Raw genomic sequence first — 20,699 nt, forward strand, 5'->3', positions numbered from 1 at the left:
AATTTTTTCTAATGGCTAAAGATAATAATCCAAACCCGAGTAAATTTAAAATAAGTCCCTGGTTAATATATACTGCAATACTTCTAGTTTTTTTATTTATAAGTTTTGCAACCGGTGGATCTAACTTAAGCGAACCTGCTCAATTAACTTCTTCTAAATTCAACACTTTATTAGAAAAAGGACAAATTGAAAAAGTTATCGTATACAATAAAGCAGAAGCTGAAGTGTATTTGACAGCTGCAGCACTAAAAGACGCAGCAAATAAAAAAGTAGCAAAAGATATTTTTGAAAGACCGAATAAAGGTCCTCACTATACTTTAGAAATTGGTAACGATCAGATTTTTCAAACTAAATTAGAAAAAGCAGTTGGCGAAGGCAAACTGAAAGATTTTAATTTCCTGCAGAAAAACAACTGGAGCGATATTCTAATCAGCCTGCTTCCAATTATCATCATTATTGGTGTATGGATTTTCATTATGCGTAAAATGTCAGGCGGTGCCGGTGGCGGTGGCGGACAAATTTTCAACATTGGAAAATCAAAAGCCAAATTGTTTGATGAGAAAACAGATATCAAAACAACATTTAAAGATGTTGCCGGTTTAGAAGGTGCAAAAGAAGAAATACAGGAAATTGTAGAGTTTCTTAAAAACCCTGAAAAATATACCAACCTTGGAGGTAAAATTCCAAAAGGAGCTTTACTTGTAGGACCTCCGGGAACTGGTAAAACTTTATTGGCCAAAGCTGTTGCAGGCGAAGCCCAGGTTCCTTTCTTCTCCTTATCAGGTTCGGATTTTGTTGAGATGTTCGTAGGAGTTGGTGCATCACGTGTACGTGATTTATTCAAACAGGCAAAAGAAAAATCTCCTGCTATTATTTTCATTGATGAAATTGATGCTGTTGGTAGAGCAAGAGGAAAAAGCAATATGTCAGGCGGAAACGATGAAAGAGAAAATACACTGAACCAATTATTGACAGAAATGGATGGTTTTGGTACTAACTCGAATGTAATCGTTCTGGCTGCAACCAACAGAGCTGATGTACTGGATAAAGCTTTAATGCGTGCAGGTCGCTTTGACAGACAAATTTTTGTTGACTTACCGGACATTCGCGAAAGAGCTGAAATCTTTAAAGTACACTTAGCTCCTATCAAAAAAGTTGAAGGTCTTGATTTAGATTTCCTGGCCAAACAAACTCCGGGTTTCTCCGGTGCTGATATTGCAAACGTTTGTAACGAAGCTGCATTGATTGCTGCCCGTAACAATAAAACGGCTGTAGACAGACAGGATTTCTTAGATGCTGTTGACAGAATTATTGGTGGTCTTGAAAAGAAAAACAAAATTATTACTCCCGAAGAGAAAAGAGCAATCGCTATTCACGAAGCGGGTCACGCGACAGTAAGCTGGATGTTAGAGCATGCTGCACCACTTATTAAAGTAACAATTGTTCCTCGTGGACAAAGTTTAGGAGCTGCATGGTACCTTCCTGAAGAAAGACAAATCGTAAGAACAGATCAAATGTTAGACGAAATGTGTGCTACTATGGGCGGAAGAGCTGCTGAAAAAGTAACTTTTGACAGAATTTCCACCGGAGCATTAAGCGATTTGGAAAAAGTAACTCGTCAGGCTCGTGCGATGGTAACGATTTATGGTTTGAATGATAAAATAGGAAATGTTACTTATTATGATTCAAGCGGACAAAGCGAATACAACTTTTCAAAACCATATTCTGATGAAACTGCAAAAGTTATTGACAAAGAAATTTCAGAATTAATTGAAGGCCAATACAAAAGAGCTATTCAAATTTTAGAAGAAAACAAAGACAAGCTAAATCAGCTTGCCGATATATTAATTGAAAAAGAAGTTATTTTTAAAGATGACTTAGAAACAATTTTCGGAAAACGTACTTTTGATAAAAATCTGGAAGAAGTAGTTTCTTAAACTATTCGGAAATATTTAATATTTTTTAAAATCTTAATTCAAAATAGCCTTTTGAATTAAGATTTTTTTATCTTTGAACGTTTTCAATTAACATGTAAAGTATTTCATATAAAATGAATTTTTTCAAAAAAATATTTGGTTCGAGCGATGCCGCTTCTGATGAAGAAACTGAAAGCGAATATGGAGGGAATCCAACAACTCCTGATAGTCACTTATCTATTGACGAAAGATTCATTTTTAATTTTAAGAAAAACGGAGGCAAATTTTTGTATTGTGAAAACAAACAGGAAGTAGCAGAACAATTTGAAAATATTTTAGAAGAAAACGACTGGTTTGAGAATGAAGTTTTATGTTACGAACCGGGTTTATTTACTTTATTGGAGGAAAATAAATTAATTTATATTTCGCCCAGAAATCCTAAATTTTTACTTGCCACTTGTGAAAGCCTTATTGCTGATGAAGGTTCTATCTTATTTTCATCCAAACAAATCAGACAGGACAAACCAAACGAATTACCGGCCAATATTGTCATAATAGCCACAACCAGCCAGATTCTTTCTATTAAAAGCGATGGACTCAGTGCTATTAAACGCAAATACGAAAGAGACTATCCTACCAATATTACCACAATAAAATATTTCGAAAAAGCAAAAGAAGAAGATTTTACACAATACGGAAGTGTTGCAAAAAATCTGTACTTATTGCTTTTAGAAGATCTTTAACATGAACGAAACACTCAAGAGGACCATTTCTGGTGCTGTTTATATCGCTTTGTTACTAACTTCGATCTTGTTTTCTACCGAAAGCTTTATTATCCTTTTTGGTATTTTCCTGGTTATTACCATTTATGAATTTTCCAATTTGGTTCATCTCAATAAAATCTTTTCGATTCTGTTTGGAATCTTGTTGTATTCCGTTATTGTACTAATAAGCCATTACAACAAAGAAACTACCCTGTATCTTAACAATCTGTTTAACGCAGACTTTTATTTAGAAACTAATATCCAGCAATTAGATTTGGTGCTGCTAGCCGTTACGATAGTCATCGCAATTAAATGTATTTTATTCTTGTTTTACGACTCTGTTCAGAAAATAAGTATTTCTTCCAAATATCTATATCTGTTAGGATACATCACTTTACCTTTCGTCTTTATTGTAAAAATTTCTTTTGGGACCAATGATTACAATCCAAAAATTATCATTGGACTATTTATCCTCATCTGGACAAATGATACATTTGCCTATCTGGTTGGAAAATCGATAGGAAAACATAAATTATTTGAACGTGTTTCTCCTAAAAAAACCATCGAAGGATTCTTAGGCGGTGCTGTTTTTGCTGCATTCGCAGGTTTTTTGATTTCAAAATTTTACATTCAGCCCAATCCCGCTTTTAGCAGTAAGTCTATTTTAATATGGACTATTATTGCACTAATTGTCAGTATTTTCGGAACGATCGGTGATTTGATCGAGTCAAAATTTAAAAGAATTGCCGGTGTAAAAGACAGCGGTTCCATAATGCCCGGACACGGAGGCATCTTAGATCGATTAGATAGTGTTATATTTGTAGCACCAATTATATATTTATTTTACCAAATTTTATATTATGTTTCATAAAGAAGGAGCCCCGTCCATTTTATTAGGTACTGTTTTTACTGTTGCCGTGCTTTTGATCGCTGATCGTTTTATTGATATCAGCTGGCTGAGAATGCTAGTTCAGATAGCAGCTGTTTTGATTTTGATTATTATTTTGCAGTTTTTTAGAAATCCTAAAAGAATTGCGATCAGAGAAGACAATCATATCCTGGCTCCGGTAGATGGAAAAGTGGTCGTAATTGAAGAAGTTTACGAAGGCGAGTTTTTTAAAGATAAACGTTTACAGGTTTCTATTTTTATGTCACCAATAAATGTGCACGTAACGCGTTATGCTATGGATGGTGTTATCAAATTCAGCAAGTATCACCCCGGCAAATTTTTGGTTGCATGGCATCCAAAAGCAAGTGAAGAAAACGAAAGAACAACTGTTGTAATCGAAAATGAAACTTTCGGACAAATTCTATACAGACAAATTGCAGGTGCTTTGGCACGCAGAATTGTAAATTATGCAGAAGAAGGAATGCAGGTTGTTCAGGGAACAGATGCAGGTTTCATTAAATTTGGCTCAAGAGTAGATTTATTTTTACCTTTAGGTACACAAATTAATGTAGAATTAAACCAAAAAGCAATTGGCGGAAAAACCATTATTGCTACAAAAGCTTAAATGACGATCAAAGATTTAGATACTCGTTTCTCAGAGGCAGTAGAAATTGCCTTAAAAATGACACAAGCCTCGTTACCGCAAGATGTGCAGCTAAGACTGTATGCCTATTATAAACAGGCTACTTTTGGAACTGCAGTGTACAATCATCAATCTGAAAATTTTGATTTACGTGATGCTTTCAAAACAAATGCCTGGATGCAAATTAGTCATTTATCCGTCGACGAAGCAAAAGAACAATATATCGAAATCATAAATTCACTAACAGCGAAATAATTCATATTATGAAGAAAAACATTGTCCGTTTCAGTATTTTAGCTTCATTCTTAGCATTATTTTCTTGTAATGACAATAAGCTAACCGAAGTTGTAGAAGTTCCTTTACCAACAAAAGAGGAAAAAATAACCATAGGAAGTCCCGATGAAGTAAAAGCAGATCCGGGATCTTTTGCGCTTACAAAACTGGCTTTCCCTTATGATGGATTAGCGCCGGCCATACGATCTCTTACTTTAGAAACACATTATTCCAAACATTATTTAACGTATACCAATACCTTAAACAAAGAAATTGTTTCTACTGAATTTGAGAATATGTCTATTGAAGATATTCTTAAAAAATTAGATCTCAATAATGCCAAGCTTCGTCAAAATGCAGGTGGATATTACAATCACACGCTTTATTTTAATATTCTGACGCCAAAAGAACAAACTCCAAAGGATACTCTTTCAAGCGCAATCAATAAGGAATTTGGCTCTTTTAATAATCTTACCAATCAATTTAAGGGACAGGCCACGAAGCAATTTGGATCTGGCTGGGTCTGGCTGGTTGTAGATAAACTGGGAAAACTCCAGGTAACCACGACCGATAATCAGGATAATCCTTTAATGAAGAATGCCCTGATACCGGGAACACCAATTATGGGTATTGATCTTTGGGAACACGCTTACTATCTGGACTACCAAAATAGAAAAGGAAGTTATATCGATGCTTTTTATCAACATATCAATTGGGAAAAAGTAAACGAAAATTACATCGAAGCCTTAAAGAAAGTCAAAAAAGTATAATTATAAAAAAAGCTGATACCAAAAGTATCAGCTTTTTTATTTTTCGATTCATTCCGCTTTTTATTCTACTTCATAAATAAAAGATTCTGAAGGCCCGATTTTAACTCTTGCTAATCCTACTCATTCTTTACCGTAAAATAGGTTTTATTTTGCAGATACAACTGGTCTAAAAGGACATAAGAACCATCTTTTAATTTCCATTTTAAAATAACATCAGAAGGGATTTTCAATTCAAATTCGCTTGTTTTCTCCGAAGAAAAATTAGCGACAACAATTAGTTTTTGCTTGTCTGACCAACGAACATAGGAATAAAGTAAGTCATGATAACCCGTATTAGCTTGAAAGTTTACCGATTGTACTTCCTGAAAATTGCCCATCAAAGCCGAGCTTTTAATCGAGAAATTCAACAATCTTTTATAAAAATCGCGAAGACTTTTTTCTGATTCAGAAAGTTGCCCTCCGTCAAATTTTCCATCGTTCATCCAACGCTGATGATTGGGAACGCCGATATAATCAAAAATTGAAGTTCTGGAATGTGTTCCAAAACCGGCATTTTCATTTCCGGCCTCTCCCACTTCCTGTCCGAAATAAACCATTGTTGGCGATGTGCTGATTGTTGTAGAAACCACCATCAAAGGTTTCCCTCTTTCGGGCGTTCCTGCAAATTCAGGACTTGCCAGACGCTGTTCATCATGATTATCCAAAAAATGAAGCATATGGTGTTCGATGTCCTGCATTCTGGTTTGAATTTCAGACAAACCATCAGTGGAAGATTTTCCGCGAATAATATCTTTCAGTTTATCGTAGGTTTCTACCTTATCATACAAATAATCCATTTTTCCCAAACGAATATAATTGCGGTATTCATTCGGATTATAAACTTCAGCCAGTAAAAAAGCATCTGGGTTTTTCATTTTGATAGCTGAATTCATGTAACTCCAAAATTCATACGGAACCATTTCGGCCATATCATAACGAAAACCATCCACTCCTTTTGCAGTCCAGTACAAAGCGATTGATTTGAATTTTTTCCAGGAATCCGGCACGTCTTTGTCCTGCCAGAAGGCAAAATGTTCGGCATAGGATTTTTGGTCAAAACCAGCAGGAAGTTCAGGAAAATCTTTCGAACCATCCGGACGGATTCCGTAATTTACTTTTACAGTTTCGTACCAGTCATTTTGATCTGGTTTTACTTTACGCGATCCGTTGCCGGTCCATTTTGCCGGATTTTCATCGAAAACACCATCAACAAGAGGATTTTTTTCTCCATTTAACGGAACATCTCCGTCAGGAATCTGAAAATGTTCATTCGGAATATAATAGAAATTATTATTTCTGCTGTATTCCACCTGCACATCATCACCAGCACCAAAATCCCGAACACCCTCCGGATTGTTTTTTCCTTCGTATTTACGGGCAATATGATTGGGTACTATATCAATAATTAATTTCAAACCTGCTTTGTGTGTGCGGGTTATCAACGCTTCAAACTCCTCCAGGCGATGTGCAGGGTCGACTGCTAAATCAGGATTTACATTGTAATAATCTTTTACGGCATAAGGAGAACCTGCCCTGCCTTTTACCACTTCGGGATCATCATTTGAAATCCCGTAAGCGATATAATCCCGAACCAAAGCATGATGTGGAACACCGGTGTACCAAATGTAAGTAACGCCTAAATCTTTAATTTCATGTAATGCTTTATCTGTAAAATCATTAAATTTTCCAACGCCGTTTTCTTCAATTGTCCCCCAGGGTTTGTTGGTTGTATTTTTATTTCCGAATAAACGTGTAAAAACCTGATACACGACAATTTTCTTATCTGTAAGAACTTCTTCCTGAGCTGCATTCATTTTTAAATCTTTTGTTTTACATGCTGTCAACAGCATTGTTACAGCTATTCCTGCAACCAAAATTCTTTTATTTATCATATTCAATTTATAAACTGTTTCATAGAAAAGAAAATCCAATATTTAAATCCCAAATTGCAATCTTAATAAAATTGAAATTTGTTTTTTATTGGCTTATTTCATCTAATCGTTAGAAACGATGTTTTAAATTTAAACTAATTTTTAAAAATCAAAAGAAACTGAAATCAATTTATGCCTGTTTTCATTCAAAAAACCAAACTACAACGAAAGAGTGTCCTGTTTTGTTGATAACTTAGGAAGTAAGTTACAAAGATTCAGAGGGACAGAGGGGCATAGGAAGAAAGCCAAAAAAAAATGACTTGAAACAATTTAATAGTTGATTTAAAATCTAAAGAATCTGAGACCTTTGCCCCTTTGAACCTGTGTCCCTCTGAACCTTTACAGTACCAAACCTCCTAAAAAATTATAAATTAATACTAATATTAAGAAAGGTTGTAACCTTTTTCATAAATTTGACAAAAATTAATCCCTTGACGAAATCATTCTTTTTCATATCTTATTGTTTGCTTCTATTAAGTGTTCAAAGCATTTTTGCGCAGGCACCCAAAAAAATCATTATTGAGAATGCAGACAATTCGTATGTAAATCAAATCGCAGTACCTGATGCTCTATTACTAGCCGGCAATGTAAAAATCAATCATGATGGCGTTGTGCTTACCTGTAACAAAGCTTATTTTTTTCAAAAGGAAAACTATTTAAAAGCGTTTGGAAATGTACAATTAGTACAGGGAGATACTTTGTACCTTAACAGTAAATATGCCGAATATAATGGTAACATAAAAAAAGCATTTGCCACCGGAGATGCCGTTATGACCTCACCGGATGCCACTTTACAAACTGACACCATTAATTTTGACCGTAATGTTCAGGAAGTTTTTTATAATTCGAAAGGAACAATTGTTAATAAAGATAATACCCTGGTAAGTAAATCAGGCCGCTATTATGTCGCCCAGAAAAAATTTCAATTCTTAACCGCGGTTGTTCTTACCAATCCAAAATACGTTATCAAATCAAACCATCTGGATTATTACAGTAATTCGGGACACAGTTATTTATTTGGCCCATCGACTATTACCAGTAAGACGAATTATATTTATACTGAAAAAGGGTTTTATGACACCAAGAAAAACCTGGCGCACTTACTTCGAAAATCATACATAAAATACGACGATCGCCGCATTGAAGGAGATAGTTTGTTTTATAACCGGAACACTGAATTTGCATCGGCAACCCGAAATGTAAAAATTACCGATTCTGTAAATCGCGGCATCGTAAAAGGGCATTATGCGGAAGTTTACAAACTAAAAGATTCGATGTTTGTAACCAAAAGGGCTGTTGCGGTTAACTTTGTAGACAATGATTCGGTTTATATTCACGGAAAAAAACTAATGGTTACCGGAAAAGAGGGCGAACGAATTCTGAGAGCTTATAATAATGTTCGTTTTTATAAAACGGATATGAGCGGAAAATGCGATTCGATTCATTCCAATTCAAAAACTGCTTTAACAAAACTAATCGGAAATCCAATTCTCTGGAATGGTGAAAGTCAGATTACCGGCGACATCATGCATTTAATCGGAGATAACACCACCCGAAAAATAGATTCCTTAAAAGTACTCAACAACACGTTTATTGTCTCGCGGGATACGCTCGGAACCGGCTTTAATCAGGTAAAAGGCCTCAATTTATTTGGAAAATTCAGAGAAGGTAAATTACATGATGTCGATGTGATAAAAAATACCGAAGTCATTTATTATATGAGGAATGATACTAATGAACTTATCGGTATCAATAAAAATGTCAGCAGTAAAATCAATATGATTTTAGAAAACAATGCTATCGAAACTATTACATTTTTCAACAAGGTCGACGGAGATATCTACCCGGAAGCAGATTTACCTGAAAATGCCCGTAAATTAAGAGGTCTGGTCTGGCGCGGTGACGAACGAATAAAATCGAAAGATGATATTTTTACTGCCGAAGAAAATGAACTCAATGATAAATTAATCAAAGAAGGAAAAGCCGAAGACGCCAAAGAGAATGTTCCGATGAAAATCAGAAAAGAAACCTTAGATTACGATAAAAAGAAACCGGCTGTGAAGACAAGTACAGCTAAGTCAGCGACGACTAAAGGTACTTCTAAGGATAAGAAATAGTCGCAGTTTTCAGTCTCAGTTTTCAATTTCAAAGCTTTGCGATCTTTGCTTTTTAATAATGTAAACTTGATTTAAAACTTTGCGAACATTGCGTAAACTTTGCGATCTTTGCGGTTAAATTTAATCACAGTTAGGCAGTCACAGTTTTTACTGAGACTGAAAACCGAGACTGAGACAAACCTCAGAACCTTAGCAACTCAGCCACTTAGAACCTCAAAAAAGAATGAATTCAGATTTTATAAAATACCAGGCGCAAACATCCCCCTATCCTTTAGGAATGGAAGTTTCTCATGCAATTGGTTCCTATATATACGACACCAGCAATAAAAAATATTTAGACTTTGTTGCCGGAGTTTCGGCCTGCACGTTGGGTCATCAGCACCCCAGAGTTAACCAGGCAATTAAAGATCAGTTAGACAAATATTCGCACGTAATGGTGTATGGCGAATATTCACAAAGTCCGGCTGTTCAATATTGTAAATTACTGGCTTCCCTCCTTCCGGAATCCCTCAATAAAACGTATTTGGTTAATTCGGGTACAGAAGCAATCGAAGGAGCACTGAAACTCGCTAAACGAACCACAGGCCGCAGTCAGCTTATTTCGTGTCATAATGCCTATCATGGGAATACGATGGGATCCATGAGTGTTATGGGTTTTGAAGAACGCAAGCAGGCTTATCGACCTTTGCTTCCTGATGTTGATTTTATAACATTCAATAACGAAGAAGATTTACAAAAAATAACCACCCGAACCGCTGCGATTCTTTTAGAAACTATTCAGGGAGGGGCCGGATTCATTCAGCCTCATGATAATTTTCTGCAGAAAGTACGCCAACGCTGTGATGAAGTAGGCGCCCTGATGATTGTTGATGAAATTCAGCCCGGTTTTGGAAGAACCGGAAAACTCTTCGGCTTTCAGAATTACGATGTAGTTCCTGATATTGTAGTAATGGGAAAAGGTATGGGCGGCGGAATGCCCGTTGGTGCTTTTACGGCTTCGGCGGAAAAAATGGACCTTTTAACTGAAAATCCTAAACTAGGTCATATCACTACTTTTGGAGGCCATCCTGTCATTGCGTCAGCCTGTTTAGCCACTTTGCAGGAATTAACTGAGACAAACTTAATGCAGGAAGCTTTAGAGAAAGAAAAACTCTTCAGATCTCTTTTGGTACATCCTTTGATAAAGGAAGTTAGAGGAAAAGGATTAATGCTTGCCGCAATGACCGAAACTGCCGAAATAACCAATCAGGTTATTTTAAATTGTCAGGACAAAGGGCTCATATTATTCTGGCTGCTCTTTGAAGGATGCGCCATAAGAATAACACCGCCATTAACCATTTCTGAAGAAGAAATAAGAGAAGGCTGTGCCATAATTTTAAACGTTATGGATGAAATAATGAAAAAAGAACAAGTAGTTTAATCAGGAGCTATTTCCTGCTGTCCGCTAAATCTTTTATTTTTTAAAGAAAAAAAACAAAAGGATATCGCTGCCATCAGGGCTAGAACTCCGGATTAGAAACAAAAATAGAATAATAATTAAATTTAATCTTTTAAATATCAAAAAGATTATAACTTAAAACAGAGTAGAAATTCTGTCCATATTGTTAATTAAATTGTTCAAAACAATTGATTCCCGTTCCTCTCAACACGAATATGGTTGCCTAATTTTATAACAGGCTAATTTCAAATAAAACAAAGTATGCAATTAAGCAACGAAGAAGAAGATTATAACCTATCCTTATCCAAATTTGAGTCGATGTTAAAAACTAACAAAGTACTCTTTTTTGATTCTGAAGAATTTGAAGAAATAATTCTTCATTATTTAGATATAGGCAAGGCTAATTTAGCAAAAAAGGCCTTAAAACTTGCATTAGACCAACATCCAAAATCTACAGGCTTAAAATTAGTTCAAGTAGAAATGCTGGTTTACGACGACAAACTTGACATTGCTGAAAAGCTTTTAAACGAGTTGTATGCAATTGAACCTAACAACGAGGAAATTTACATCCAGAAAGCCAATATCTGTTCTAAGAGAGATCAACACGAAAAAGCGGTAGAATTGCTTAAAATCGCCCTGCAATATACAGACGATTACGCTGACGTGTATAACTTAATCGGAATGGAATATCTTTTTATGGATAATCTCGAGATGGCAAAAGACAGTTTTATCAAATGTCTGGAAGAAGATTTAGAAGATCAGTCTGCGCTGTACAATGTGGTTTATTGTTTTGAATTTTTAGATCAAAATCAGGAAGCCATTGTATATCTTAACGATTACATCAATAAAAATCCGTACAGCGAGATTGCCTGGCACCAGCTAGGACGCTTGCATTATGGCGTGAAGGAATATGAAAATGCCATTCGCGCTTTTGATTATGCCACCCTGATTGACGACGAATTTCTGGGCGCTTTCATGGAAAAAGCAAAAGCGTACGAACGCCTTAAAAAATACAACAAAGCAATTGAAAGCTACAACCGCACCATCGAGTTAGACGATGCGACTTCGTATGCTTTATTGCGTATTGGAAAATGCTATGAAAAATTAGGCAATTCTGCCAAAGCATTACAATATTACAATCAGACGGTACATGAAGATCCGCTTTTAGATAAAGGATGGATTGCCATTACTGACTTTCATGTTCGCCAGAAGAACTTTCAAAAAGCATTATTTTTTGTCAACAAAGCATTGGCAATTGACAATCAGAATCGTTTGTACTGGAAACGCTATGCAACGATAAACAAACAAATGAACTTCTTTGAGGAAGCTGAATTTGGATATAGAAAAGCGGTTGAATTTGGGGATTATGCCTTAGATACCTGGTTATTCTGGGTTGACATCCTGCAGTTTTTAGGTGAATTTGACAGTGCCATTCAAACTTTATTGCAGGCATCAGAATATTTCCCTGAAGAAAACGAAATCGAATATCGTCTGGCAGGACTGTATTTTATGATTCAGGACAATACCAAAGCAAAATTTCATTTAAGCAACGGATTACGTCTAAATTTTGAAAATTATATTCTAATCGAGGATTTGTTCCCGGTGGTCTGGTCAAAGAAAATGGTGAAAAATTATATTGAGAAACATAGAAAAGAATAATGATTGATACTTTAAAAAGACGATTTGGCTTATTGGGCCGCAATATTAGTTACTCTTTTTCGAAAGGATATTTTACAGAAAAATTTAATGATGAAGTTTTTGCAGGCAACACCTACGAAAATTTTGACATTTCTGAAATTAATCATTTCTCCGGACTGGTTAAAAATAATCCCGATTTAAAAGGCCTTAATGTTACGATTCCGTACAAAGAACAAGTCATTCCCTTTTTAGATAAACTTTCAAAAAAAGCATCTTTAATAGGTGCTGTCAATACCATAAAATTCACTAAAAACGGAAAATTAAAAGGGTATAATACGGATTACTATGGTTTTAAAAAATCACTGAAACCACTATTAGAGCCACATCATAAGAAAGCACTCATTTTAGGTACCGGCGGCGCCTCAAAAGGTGTTGCTTTTGCTCTGGATGAACTTGATATCCTGTATACTTTTGTGTCAAGGGAAGCCAAAGAAAATATTATCGATTACGACCTGATCAATGCCACAACTTTTGACAACTTTCAGATTATAATAAATTCTACTCCCGTAGGAACAAGCCCAAATATTGAAGCTTGTCCCAATCTTCCTTACGAGTTTTTTACCAGTAAGCACATTGCTTATGATTTGATTTATAATCCGGAAGAAACACAATTTCTAAAAAATGCAAAAGAACACGGAGCAATTATAAAAAACGGTTATGATATGCTTATTTTTCAAGCTGAAAAAGCATGGAAAATCTGGAATAAATAAATCCTCACATAAAACAATTAGTGTCTTCGTATCTTCTATTCATAATTAAAAAATTGAATTTAAGAATCGGTCTTCCTGCTTTATAATCTCAACCAAAACAGACATTGCAAACATAAGCAGATTGCTGCAGCTATTACTTTTCGACACACCCTGCCTTAAACGGATTTCAAAATAATGCGTTTTTAAAATTCGGCAGAAAAACCATTTCGTTTTAAAAGATTCCTTAAAATAAAATCAGAATCAGAAGGTTAAAAACAATCATTTAATATGATTTTTCTAAAAATACTGGTCATTCAAATTTTATATTAACTTCAAAAAAAAGGATAAAAAAATCAATATCATATTTGCTAAACAGAGCAATAAATAAGAATTTCATTGCAAAATAGCGTATAAACAAACGATTTATTTTGTATTTAGAAACACCTTTACTATCTTTCGCTCTGTTTAAAAACAATAAACCTTATACATTTAAAATGTTAGAAGAAAAGAATGATAACCTGCAAGAAGCAGACGGAAAATCAGGAATCGAATTAACTGATTCTATACAAGACGATGCAACTGAAACATCAGATTCTGAAGTAACAGCTGAAGACTCTGTTTCAAATACTGAAACTGAGCCAGAAAATACAGTTGAAGCTACAGAAACAGACCATCAGGAAGCATTGGATGCCATAACCAATTCAAATGCGGAAGAGAGTGAAGATGAGACGCTGAAAGAGCGCCATGATATTCCTATGCAGGATTATGATACTTTTTCGTTAGATGCACTTGTTGACGAATTGAAAAATCTTGTCCATACAGATAAAGCGATGTCTGTAAAAGATCATATTGAAGAAATCAAAAAAGCATTTTTATTACAATACAATCATTTGATTGAGGAAAAAAGAGAAGAATTTAATGCTTCTAAACAAGATCCAAATGAAGAATTTGAATACCATTCTCCGTTAAAATCTAAATTTGACGAATATTATAATGTTTTCAGGGAAAAGAGAAATGTTCATTTTAAACATTTACAAACCAACTTAAAATCAAATTTAGACAATCGCCTTGCTATTGTTGAAGAACTAAAAGAACTTATAAACCCGCAGGAAAACATCAAAGACACGCTTAAACATTTTAATGATTTAAGAGAAAGATGGAAAAATGCAGGACCAATTCCAAAAGACAAATACAATCACGTTTGGAATAATTATCACTTCCATGTAGAAAATTTCTATGATTATTTACATTTGGACCGTGAAGCCAGAGATTTGGATTTTAAATACAATCTGGAGCAAAAACAAAAAATTATAACCCGCGTTGAAGAATTAGTAAATGAAACTGACATCAGTAAATCATTTAGAGAATTACAGGATTTACACAGAATCTGGAAAGAAGACATTGGGCCTGTTTCGAAAGAACACCGCGATACGATCTGGAATAAATTTAGTGAACTGACTAAAAAAATTCACGATAAAAGGGAAGTTTTATTTGAAAGTCACAGAGCCAATGAGCAACAAAATCTGGAAATAAAAAAAGGAATTATTGCTACATTGGAAGTTTTAGGTACCGAAAAAGTAGGTTCTCACGCGCAATGGCTGGTTCAGATTCAAAAAGTAGAAGCCCTTAGAAATGAGTTTTTTGCTGCCGGAAAAGTTCCATCTGAAGTAAATGAGCAAACCTGGGCTGCTTTTAAAACTGCCGTTAGAAATTTTAATTCTTTCAAAAATTCGTTTTATAAAGACATTAAGAAAGATCAAAACGATAATTTAAATAAAAAAATGGCACTTGTGGCGAAAGCCAAAGAGTTACAGGAAAGTACCGATTTTACTGCCACTACTCCAATCATGAAGCAAATTCAGGATGAGTGGAAACAAATTGGCCACGTTCCTAAGAAATATTCAGATAAAATCTGGAAGGAATTTAAAGACGCGTGTAATCATTATTTTGACAAATTAAAAGAACATAAATCTGAAGAAAATGGTGATGAAGTAGCTGCTTTTGACAATAAAAAAGCCTATTTGGATATCCTTAGAGCTTATCAGCTTACCGGAGACCATAAAACAGATTTAGATGCTATAAAACTGCATATTGAAACCTGGAAAGGATTTGGAAAAGTACCATTCTCAAGACGTCACATTGAAGGAAAATTCAATAAAATCTTAGATGCTCTTTTTGAAAAATTAAGTTTGAGCAAAAAAGAAACGGAGATGATGCGTTTCTCTAACCGAATTGATTCATTATCCGAAAGTAATGACACGAGAAAGCTGGACAACGAGAAAATCTTCCTGATGCGTAAGATTGAAGAAGTTCAAAACGAAATTTTCCAATTAGAGAATAACATTCAGTTTTTTACGAATACTAAAAACGCAAAAAAAGAGAATTCCATTGTTCTTGAAGTTCGCAAAAACATTGCTATTCACAAAGAGAGCCTGGAAGTCTGGAAAGATAAACTAAAGCAATTACGTAATCTGAATCAATAGCAATTGTCAGGTTAAATAAACATAGCATTTTACTGCAAGGGCACGCTAAGGTTTATTTATACGTAAAATTCTACAAAAACGCAAAGTTCGCAAAGCTACATAAGTATAAGCCTTGCGAACTTTGCGTTTTAAGCGTAATATAAAAAACAAACCTTAGCGTGCCTCGCGGTTAATTCGTCTACTATCATTTCAACCTGAAACCCTAAACTTAACATTGTCCTTAACTTTCCTAAAACAATTCTGTAAAATATTGATTATATTTGATAGTACATTATTTACTGAAGATCAATTAATTAAATAATTCTAAAAAATACTAATATGAAATTTACAAGAAAAGCAAATGCCAACTGGAAAGGAACGGGCATGGAGGGAACAGGAACTATAAGTACACAAAGTACAACACTGGATAAGGCTCAATTATCCTTTAAAACAAGATTTGCAGACGGCGTTGGAACAAATCCTGAAGAATTGGTTGCCGCAGCTCATTCCGGCTGTTTTACGATGCAATTAAGTTTTTTGCTAAACGAAGGAGGGTTTACGGCAGATGACCTGGCTACAGAAGCAACAGTAACTTTTGAAGACGGAACCATAACTTTGATCCATCTGGACTTGAAAGGAAAAGTTCCCTCAATTTCAGCTGAGGAATTCGAAAAAACAGCTCTTAAAGCGAAAGAAATTTGTCCGATTTCCAAACTTTTAAATACGACAATTACACTTTCTGCTACATTAATCAGTTAAGGGACATACTTAAAAAAAAACAATAAAAAAAATCCAAATTCCAATTATGCCGAGCATCTTTTGGAATTTGGATTTTTAAAATATTGTCTTTTTGTGCAAAGAACTACATTGTAGCTTTCAAAGCTTTTGCTTCAGCTGTCATTTCTAATGCTTTATAAACCCCTAATAATGTTTTAGCAACATCTTCATTTTTAGGATCTAATTCATTTGCTTTTTTAAGGTAAGGAATCACACCTTTAAAAACAGACTCTCTTTGTGCTTTTAACACATCGTAACGCTTCATATCTTTTGCAGAATTACCCAATTTATTCATTTCATCAATAATTGGTTTTTCAGCTTCTAATTTTAATGCGGCAAGATTAAGGTAAGCATTTGTATAACCTGGATTAATTTCGATCGCTTTCAAATAGTATTTTTCAGCGTCAGCAGGATTTTTTGCATTCCCGCTAATTACTCCAAGGTTGAATAAAAGATCTGCATTGTTTGGATCTTTCTGCAAAGCCTCACCCACTAATTTTTTGTAGGTATCAAAATCTTTGGTCTCAAGGTATAAATTTGCTTCTGTAAGCAACAAAGAAGAATCTTCCGGGTTTGTTTTTCTTGCATCGGCAATTGCTTTTTTAGCATCTTCGATACGACCTTTCTGAACTAAAATTAAAGCAAGATTTTTGTAAATCTCTCCTCTTTTAGAAGGAATAGCCTCTGTTTTAGGTTTTTCGTGAGTCCCTAATTTTACAGCTAAATCTCTTTCGTTAACCGTATTAAAACCGTCTTCGTTACCAGAAGCTTTATTTAAAGCTGTATAACTAGTCCCTTTTCCGGAGTAATTAATTTTTTTCAGCTCTTCGTACATTGGTAAAGCCAAATCATAATCCTGAGCATTTACCGATGTTGAAGCCGCATAGTACAAATTGATTGTATCCTTTTTATCTAATAAATAGGCATCATACAATTTTTTTGCTCCTTCAGCATTTTTGTTTGCCTGAGTATCTGCAATTGCTGAATTAATTAAATTTCCTTTAATCTGAGTAATTGAAGTAGCTGCCTGAGTAGAATATTTTAGCTTCCCGGATTCTTTTTCAACGTCAATTAACTTTTTATAACTTTCGGCTGCAAGAGACAAGCTTTTGCTTTCATCTACTTTTTTAGTAGCTAAATCAAGATAAGCATTCCCTTTTACAAAATAGTATTGTGCCTGTTCAACATCTTTGGCATTTACTACTAAATTTTCAGCATCTTTCAATATCGAAATTGCTCCTTGGGCATCTCCGTTTTTTAATGCTTTCTCTGCACTTTTAATCTGATCTTTTTGAGCAAAAGTAGCTACTGAAATCAATAATGCTGACGCAAGTATTACATATTTACTTTTCATAGTATTCAATTTGTATATTTAATTTTATTTTTTGTGGTTTTCTTTTATTCTTCAGATTCCTCTTCTTCTTCTTCAGAATCATCTTCGTCTTCTGTTTCTTCATCAGAATCGTCGTCATCATCTTCGACTACGGTATCATCTTCAAGAACTTCCAGATCAGGCTTAACTCTTTCAATAGCTGATTCTATAACGTTTCCGTCTTCATCAACAATAACTTCGGCTACATCATCTTTCATGACTTTTGTAACTGCAGCGATAGAATCTTTTCCTTTTAAGTTAATTAATCGAACCCCTTGTGTTGCACGACCCATTACACGTAAATCTTCAATTGCCATTCTGATAGTTAATCCTGATTTGTTGATAATCATCAAATCATCAGCATCTGTTACAGCATTAATCGAAATTAGTTTTCCTGTTTTTTCAGTGATGTTCAATGTTTTAACTCCTTTTCCACCTCGATTCGTGATTCTGTAAACATCTTCTCCGTCGTCGTCTACTAATTTGGTACGTTTACCGTATCCATTTTCTGTAACCACTAAGATTTGTGAATCGTTAACATCATCTTTATCAACAGTAACCATACCAATTACTTCATCGGTATCGTCTTTTAGCGTAATTCCACGAACTCCGGAAGCTGTTCTTCCCATTGGACGTGTCTTTGTTTCCTCAAAACGAACTAATTTACCGGATTTAACCGCCAAGATAATCTGGCTTTCTCCGTTAGTTAATTTCGCTTCCAGTAACTCATCCCCTTCTTTAATTGTAATAGCAGCAACCCCATTTACCCTTGGTTTAGAATATTTCTCCAGAGAAGTTTTCTTAACCTGACCTTTTTTGGTTACCATTACCAGGTTATGACTGTTGATATAATCTTTGTCTTTTAAGTCCTGAGTACAAATGAAAGCTTTTACTTTATCATCGCTTTCAATATTTACCAGATTCTGAATTGCTCTTCCTTTTGCAGTTTTACTTCCTTCCGGAATTTCGTAAACACGCATCCAGAAACATTTTCCTTTTTGCGTAAAGAACATCATATATTGGTGGTTGGTAGCAACGAACATATGCTCAAGGAAATCCTGATCTCTTGTTCCTGCACTTTTTTGTCCAACTCCGCCTCTGTTTTGAGTTTTGTATTCTGTTAAGTTGGTACGTTTGATATAACCGGCATGAGAAATGGTAATAACCACATTTTCATCGGCAATTAAATCTTCGATACTTACATCTCCACCGGAGTATTCAATTTGAGAACGACGGGCATCTCCGTATTTCTCACGAATCTCTTCCAGCTCTTCTTTAATCAGATTAGTTCTTAGATCCACATCAGCCAATAAAGCTTTTAAGTGCTCGATTAACTTCATTAATTCTTCATACTCAGCTCTTAACTTATCTTGTTCCAGTCCCGTTAACTGACGCAAACGCATCTCAACAATCGCGCGAGCCTGTATATCAGATAAATTGAATCTTTCGATTAATTTCTCACGGGCTTCTTCCGTATTTTTCGAACCTCTGATGATAGCAATTACTTCATCGATATTATCAGACGCAATAATTAAACCTTCTAAAATATGCGCTCTTTCTTCTGCTTTACGCAATTCAAAACGAGTTCTTCGAACTACAACATCATGACGGTGCTCAATAAAATAATGAATCATATCTTTTAGATTCAACATTTGCGGGCGACCTTTTACCAGAGCAATATTGTTTACACTAAAAGAAGATTGTAATGAAGTGAATTTATATAAGGTATTCAAAACTACGTTTGGCGTAGCATCCCGTTTCAGGATATAAACGATACGCATACCGTTTCTGTCTGATTCGTCACGAATATTCGCAATACCTTCAATTTTCTTATCATTAACCAAATCAGCCGTACGTTTGATCATTTCGGCTTTGTTCACCTGATATGGAATCTCGGTCACAATGATACATTCTCTTCCGTCAACTTCTTCAAAACCAACTTTGGCACGCATTACGATACGCCCTCTACCGGTTTTAAATGCTTCACGAACACCTTCATAACCATATATTATACCCCCGGTTGGAAAATCCGGAGCTTTAATATGTGTCATTAATTCGTCAATTTCAATATCGTTATTACCAAGATACGCTAATGTACCGTTGATAACTTCAGTTAAATTGTGTGGAGGCATATTGGTTGCCATACCTACTGCGATTCCTGTCGCTCCATTGATCAGCAAAGTAGGAACTCGGGTTGGCATTACTTTTGGCTCATATAATGTATCGTCAAAGTTCAATTGAAAATCAACTGTTTCTTTTTCGATATCTGCCATGATGTCTTCTGAAATCTTACGCATTCTGGCCTCAGTATAACGCATTGCTGCAGGACTGTCACCATCGACAGAACCAAAGTTACCCTGACCGTCTACTAATAAATAACGCATACTCCATTCCTGAGCCATACGAACCATTGCGTCATACACAGAGGTGTCTCCGTGTGGGTGATACTTACCCAAAACCTCCCCTACGATTCTCGCCGATTTTTTGTGGGCAGATCTTGAAGTTACTCCTAAGTCATACATTCCATAAAGAACTCTTCGATGCACTGGTTTCAAGCCATCTCTAACATCAGGAAGTGCTCTTGATACGATTACTGACATCGAATAATCGATGTAAGCTGATTTCATTTCATCTTCTATGTTAATAGGAATTAACTTTTCTCCTTCAGACATAAGTTGTTATATTAAATAATTATATTAGTTTCAAAGCGTGCCAAGATACGTTTTTTTGAAATTTTTTCAGCTATTTCCTTACACTTATTTCAATGATTTATTAACAACTTTATTTTAGCTTTTGGTTAATAAATTAAGCGTTTTTTAACGCTTTTATTGTCTTTTTTTTTGTCTCTTAGCTGTCATGAGATTGTGAAGGGTACGGTTTTTGTTTTTCATACAGTAATTCACTAAATTTACAATACAATT

General features: G+C 35.0%; 14 protein-coding genes and 1 pseudogene. 12 read left to right on the forward strand and 3 right to left on the reverse strand.

Annotated elements, in window-relative coordinates:
- Nucleotides 1–11: 11 nt before the first annotated feature.
- The 6 genes from ftsH to HAV12_RS15990 all read left to right on the forward strand — a co-directional run bounded on the left by ftsH (nt 12) and on the right by HAV12_RS15990 (nt 5,255).
- Entirely contained in the window at nt 12–1,937 is a 1,926-nt protein-coding gene (gene ftsH, locus HAV12_RS15965) for an ATP-dependent zinc metalloprotease FtsH (protein WP_132033280.1), read from the forward strand.
- Nucleotides 1,938–2,050: 113 nt separating this feature from the next.
- Entirely contained in the window at nt 2,051–2,659 is a 609-nt protein-coding gene (locus HAV12_RS15970; RefSeq protein ID WP_132033278.1) for a lactate utilization protein B/C, read from the forward strand.
- Between the two features lies 1 nt (nt 2,660).
- On the forward strand, nt 2,661–3,551 hold the full coding sequence (locus HAV12_RS15975; protein WP_132033276.1) for a phosphatidate cytidylyltransferase: 891 nt from the start codon (nt 2,661–2,663) through the stop codon (nt 3,549–3,551).
- Entirely contained in the window at nt 3,541–4,194 is a 654-nt protein-coding gene (locus HAV12_RS15980; protein WP_132033274.1) for a phosphatidylserine decarboxylase family protein, read from the forward strand. Before HAV12_RS15975 ends, HAV12_RS15980 begins: the two co-directional genes overlap by 11 nt.
- Complete coding sequence (locus HAV12_RS15985) at nt 4,195–4,467, forward strand: acyl-CoA-binding protein (protein ID WP_171570532.1); 273 nt, start codon at nt 4,195–4,197, stop codon at nt 4,465–4,467.
- Nucleotides 4,468–4,475: 8 nt separating this feature from the next.
- On the forward strand, nt 4,476–5,255 hold the full coding sequence (locus HAV12_RS15990; RefSeq protein WP_132033270.1) for a superoxide dismutase: 780 nt from the start codon (nt 4,476–4,478) through the stop codon (nt 5,253–5,255).
- Between the two features lie 60 nt (nt 5,256–5,315).
- On the opposite strand, the pseudogene HAV12_RS15995 reads toward HAV12_RS15990, so the two are convergent.
- Nucleotides 5,316–7,186 (reverse strand): annotated as a pseudogene (locus HAV12_RS15995) (alpha-amylase family protein).
- 503 nt (nt 7,187–7,689) lie between these two features.
- Here HAV12_RS15995 and HAV12_RS16000 point away from each other — a divergent pair.
- The 6 genes from HAV12_RS16000 (at nt 7,690) to HAV12_RS16025 (ending at nt 16,388) form a co-directional block, all read left to right on the forward strand.
- Nucleotides 7,690–9,342 carry an OstA-like protein gene (locus tag HAV12_RS16000; RefSeq protein ID WP_171570533.1) on the forward strand — a complete coding sequence of 551 codons (1,653 nt, stop codon included), beginning with the start codon at nt 7,690–7,692 and terminating at the stop codon, nt 9,340–9,342.
- A gap of 223 nt (nt 9,343–9,565) precedes the next feature.
- The gene (locus HAV12_RS16005; protein WP_171570534.1) at nt 9,566–10,762 is read left to right on the forward strand and encodes an aspartate aminotransferase family protein; all 1,197 of its coding nucleotides are present in this window, start codon (nt 9,566–9,568) and stop codon (nt 10,760–10,762) included.
- 279 nt (nt 10,763–11,041) lie between these two features.
- The gene (locus HAV12_RS16010) at nt 11,042–12,439 is read left to right on the forward strand and encodes a tetratricopeptide repeat protein (RefSeq protein WP_132033262.1); all 1,398 of its coding nucleotides are present in this window, start codon (nt 11,042–11,044) and stop codon (nt 12,437–12,439) included.
- A complete protein-coding gene (locus HAV12_RS16015) occupies nt 12,439–13,188 on the forward strand; it encodes a shikimate dehydrogenase (RefSeq protein WP_171570535.1) in 750 nt (249 codons plus the stop codon). Before HAV12_RS16010 ends, HAV12_RS16015 begins: the two co-directional genes overlap by 1 nt.
- 473 nt (nt 13,189–13,661) lie before the next feature.
- Nucleotides 13,662–15,650, forward strand: a complete 1,989-nt coding sequence (locus tag HAV12_RS16020; protein WP_171570536.1) for a DUF349 domain-containing protein — start codon at nt 13,662–13,664, stop codon at nt 15,648–15,650.
- Nucleotides 15,651–15,968: 318 nt separating this feature from the next.
- Nucleotides 15,969–16,388, forward strand: coding sequence for an OsmC family peroxiredoxin (locus HAV12_RS16025; RefSeq protein ID WP_132033256.1), 420 nt, complete (start codon nt 15,969–15,971; stop codon nt 16,386–16,388).
- A 103-nt stretch (nt 16,389–16,491) separates the two neighbouring features.
- Here the strand turns inward: HAV12_RS16025 and HAV12_RS16030 are convergent, their stop codons facing one another.
- Nucleotides 16,492–17,760, reverse strand: a complete 1,269-nt coding sequence (locus HAV12_RS16030; RefSeq protein ID WP_132033254.1) for a lipopolysaccharide assembly protein LapB — start codon at nt 17,758–17,760, stop codon at nt 16,492–16,494.
- A gap of 44 nt (nt 17,761–17,804) precedes the next feature.
- The gene (gene gyrA, locus HAV12_RS16035) at nt 17,805–20,450 is read right to left on the reverse strand and encodes a DNA gyrase subunit A (protein ID WP_171570537.1); all 2,646 of its coding nucleotides are present in this window, start codon (nt 20,448–20,450) and stop codon (nt 17,805–17,807) included.
- Between the last annotated feature and the right edge of the window lie 249 nt (nt 20,451–20,699).

This window comes from Flavobacterium sp. CLA17 (assembly GCF_013112255.2).
Taxonomy (GTDB): Bacteria; Bacteroidota; Bacteroidia; order Flavobacteriales; family Flavobacteriaceae; genus Flavobacterium; species Flavobacterium circumlabens.

Excerpts from the sequence above, each read along its gene's own strand:
- ftsH (WP_132033280.1), top strand. The coding sequence starts at position 12 with ATGGCTAAAGATAATAATCCAAACCCGAGTAAATTTAAAATAAGTCCC.
- HAV12_RS15970 (WP_132033278.1), top strand. The coding sequence starts at position 2,051 with ATGAATTTTTTCAAAAAAATATTTGGTTCGAGCGATGCCGCTTCTGAT.
- HAV12_RS15975 (WP_132033276.1), top strand. The coding sequence starts at position 2,661 with ATGAACGAAACACTCAAGAGGACCATTTCTGGTGCTGTTTATATCGCT.
- HAV12_RS15980 (WP_132033274.1), top strand. The coding sequence starts at position 3,541 with ATGTTTCATAAAGAAGGAGCCCCGTCCATTTTATTAGGTACTGTTTTT.
- HAV12_RS15985 (WP_171570532.1), top strand. The coding sequence starts at position 4,195 with ATGACGATCAAAGATTTAGATACTCGTTTCTCAGAGGCAGTAGAAATT.
- HAV12_RS15990 (WP_132033270.1), top strand. The coding sequence starts at position 4,476 with ATGAAGAAAAACATTGTCCGTTTCAGTATTTTAGCTTCATTCTTAGCA.
- HAV12_RS16005 (WP_171570534.1), top strand. The coding sequence starts at position 9,566 with ATGAATTCAGATTTTATAAAATACCAGGCGCAAACATCCCCCTATCCT.
- HAV12_RS16010 (WP_132033262.1), top strand. The coding sequence starts at position 11,042 with ATGCAATTAAGCAACGAAGAAGAAGATTATAACCTATCCTTATCCAAA.
- HAV12_RS16015 (WP_171570535.1), top strand. The coding sequence starts at position 12,439 with ATGATTGATACTTTAAAAAGACGATTTGGCTTATTGGGCCGCAATATT.
- HAV12_RS16020 (WP_171570536.1), top strand. The coding sequence starts at position 13,662 with ATGTTAGAAGAAAAGAATGATAACCTGCAAGAAGCAGACGGAAAATCA.
- HAV12_RS16025 (WP_132033256.1), top strand. The coding sequence starts at position 15,969 with ATGAAATTTACAAGAAAAGCAAATGCCAACTGGAAAGGAACGGGCATG.
- HAV12_RS16030 (WP_132033254.1), bottom strand. The coding sequence starts at position 17,760 with ATGAAAAGTAAATATGTAATACTTGCGTCAGCATTATTGATTTCAGTA.
- gyrA (WP_171570537.1), bottom strand. The coding sequence starts at position 20,450 with ATGTCTGAAGGAGAAAAGTTAATTCCTATTAACATAGAAGATGAAATG.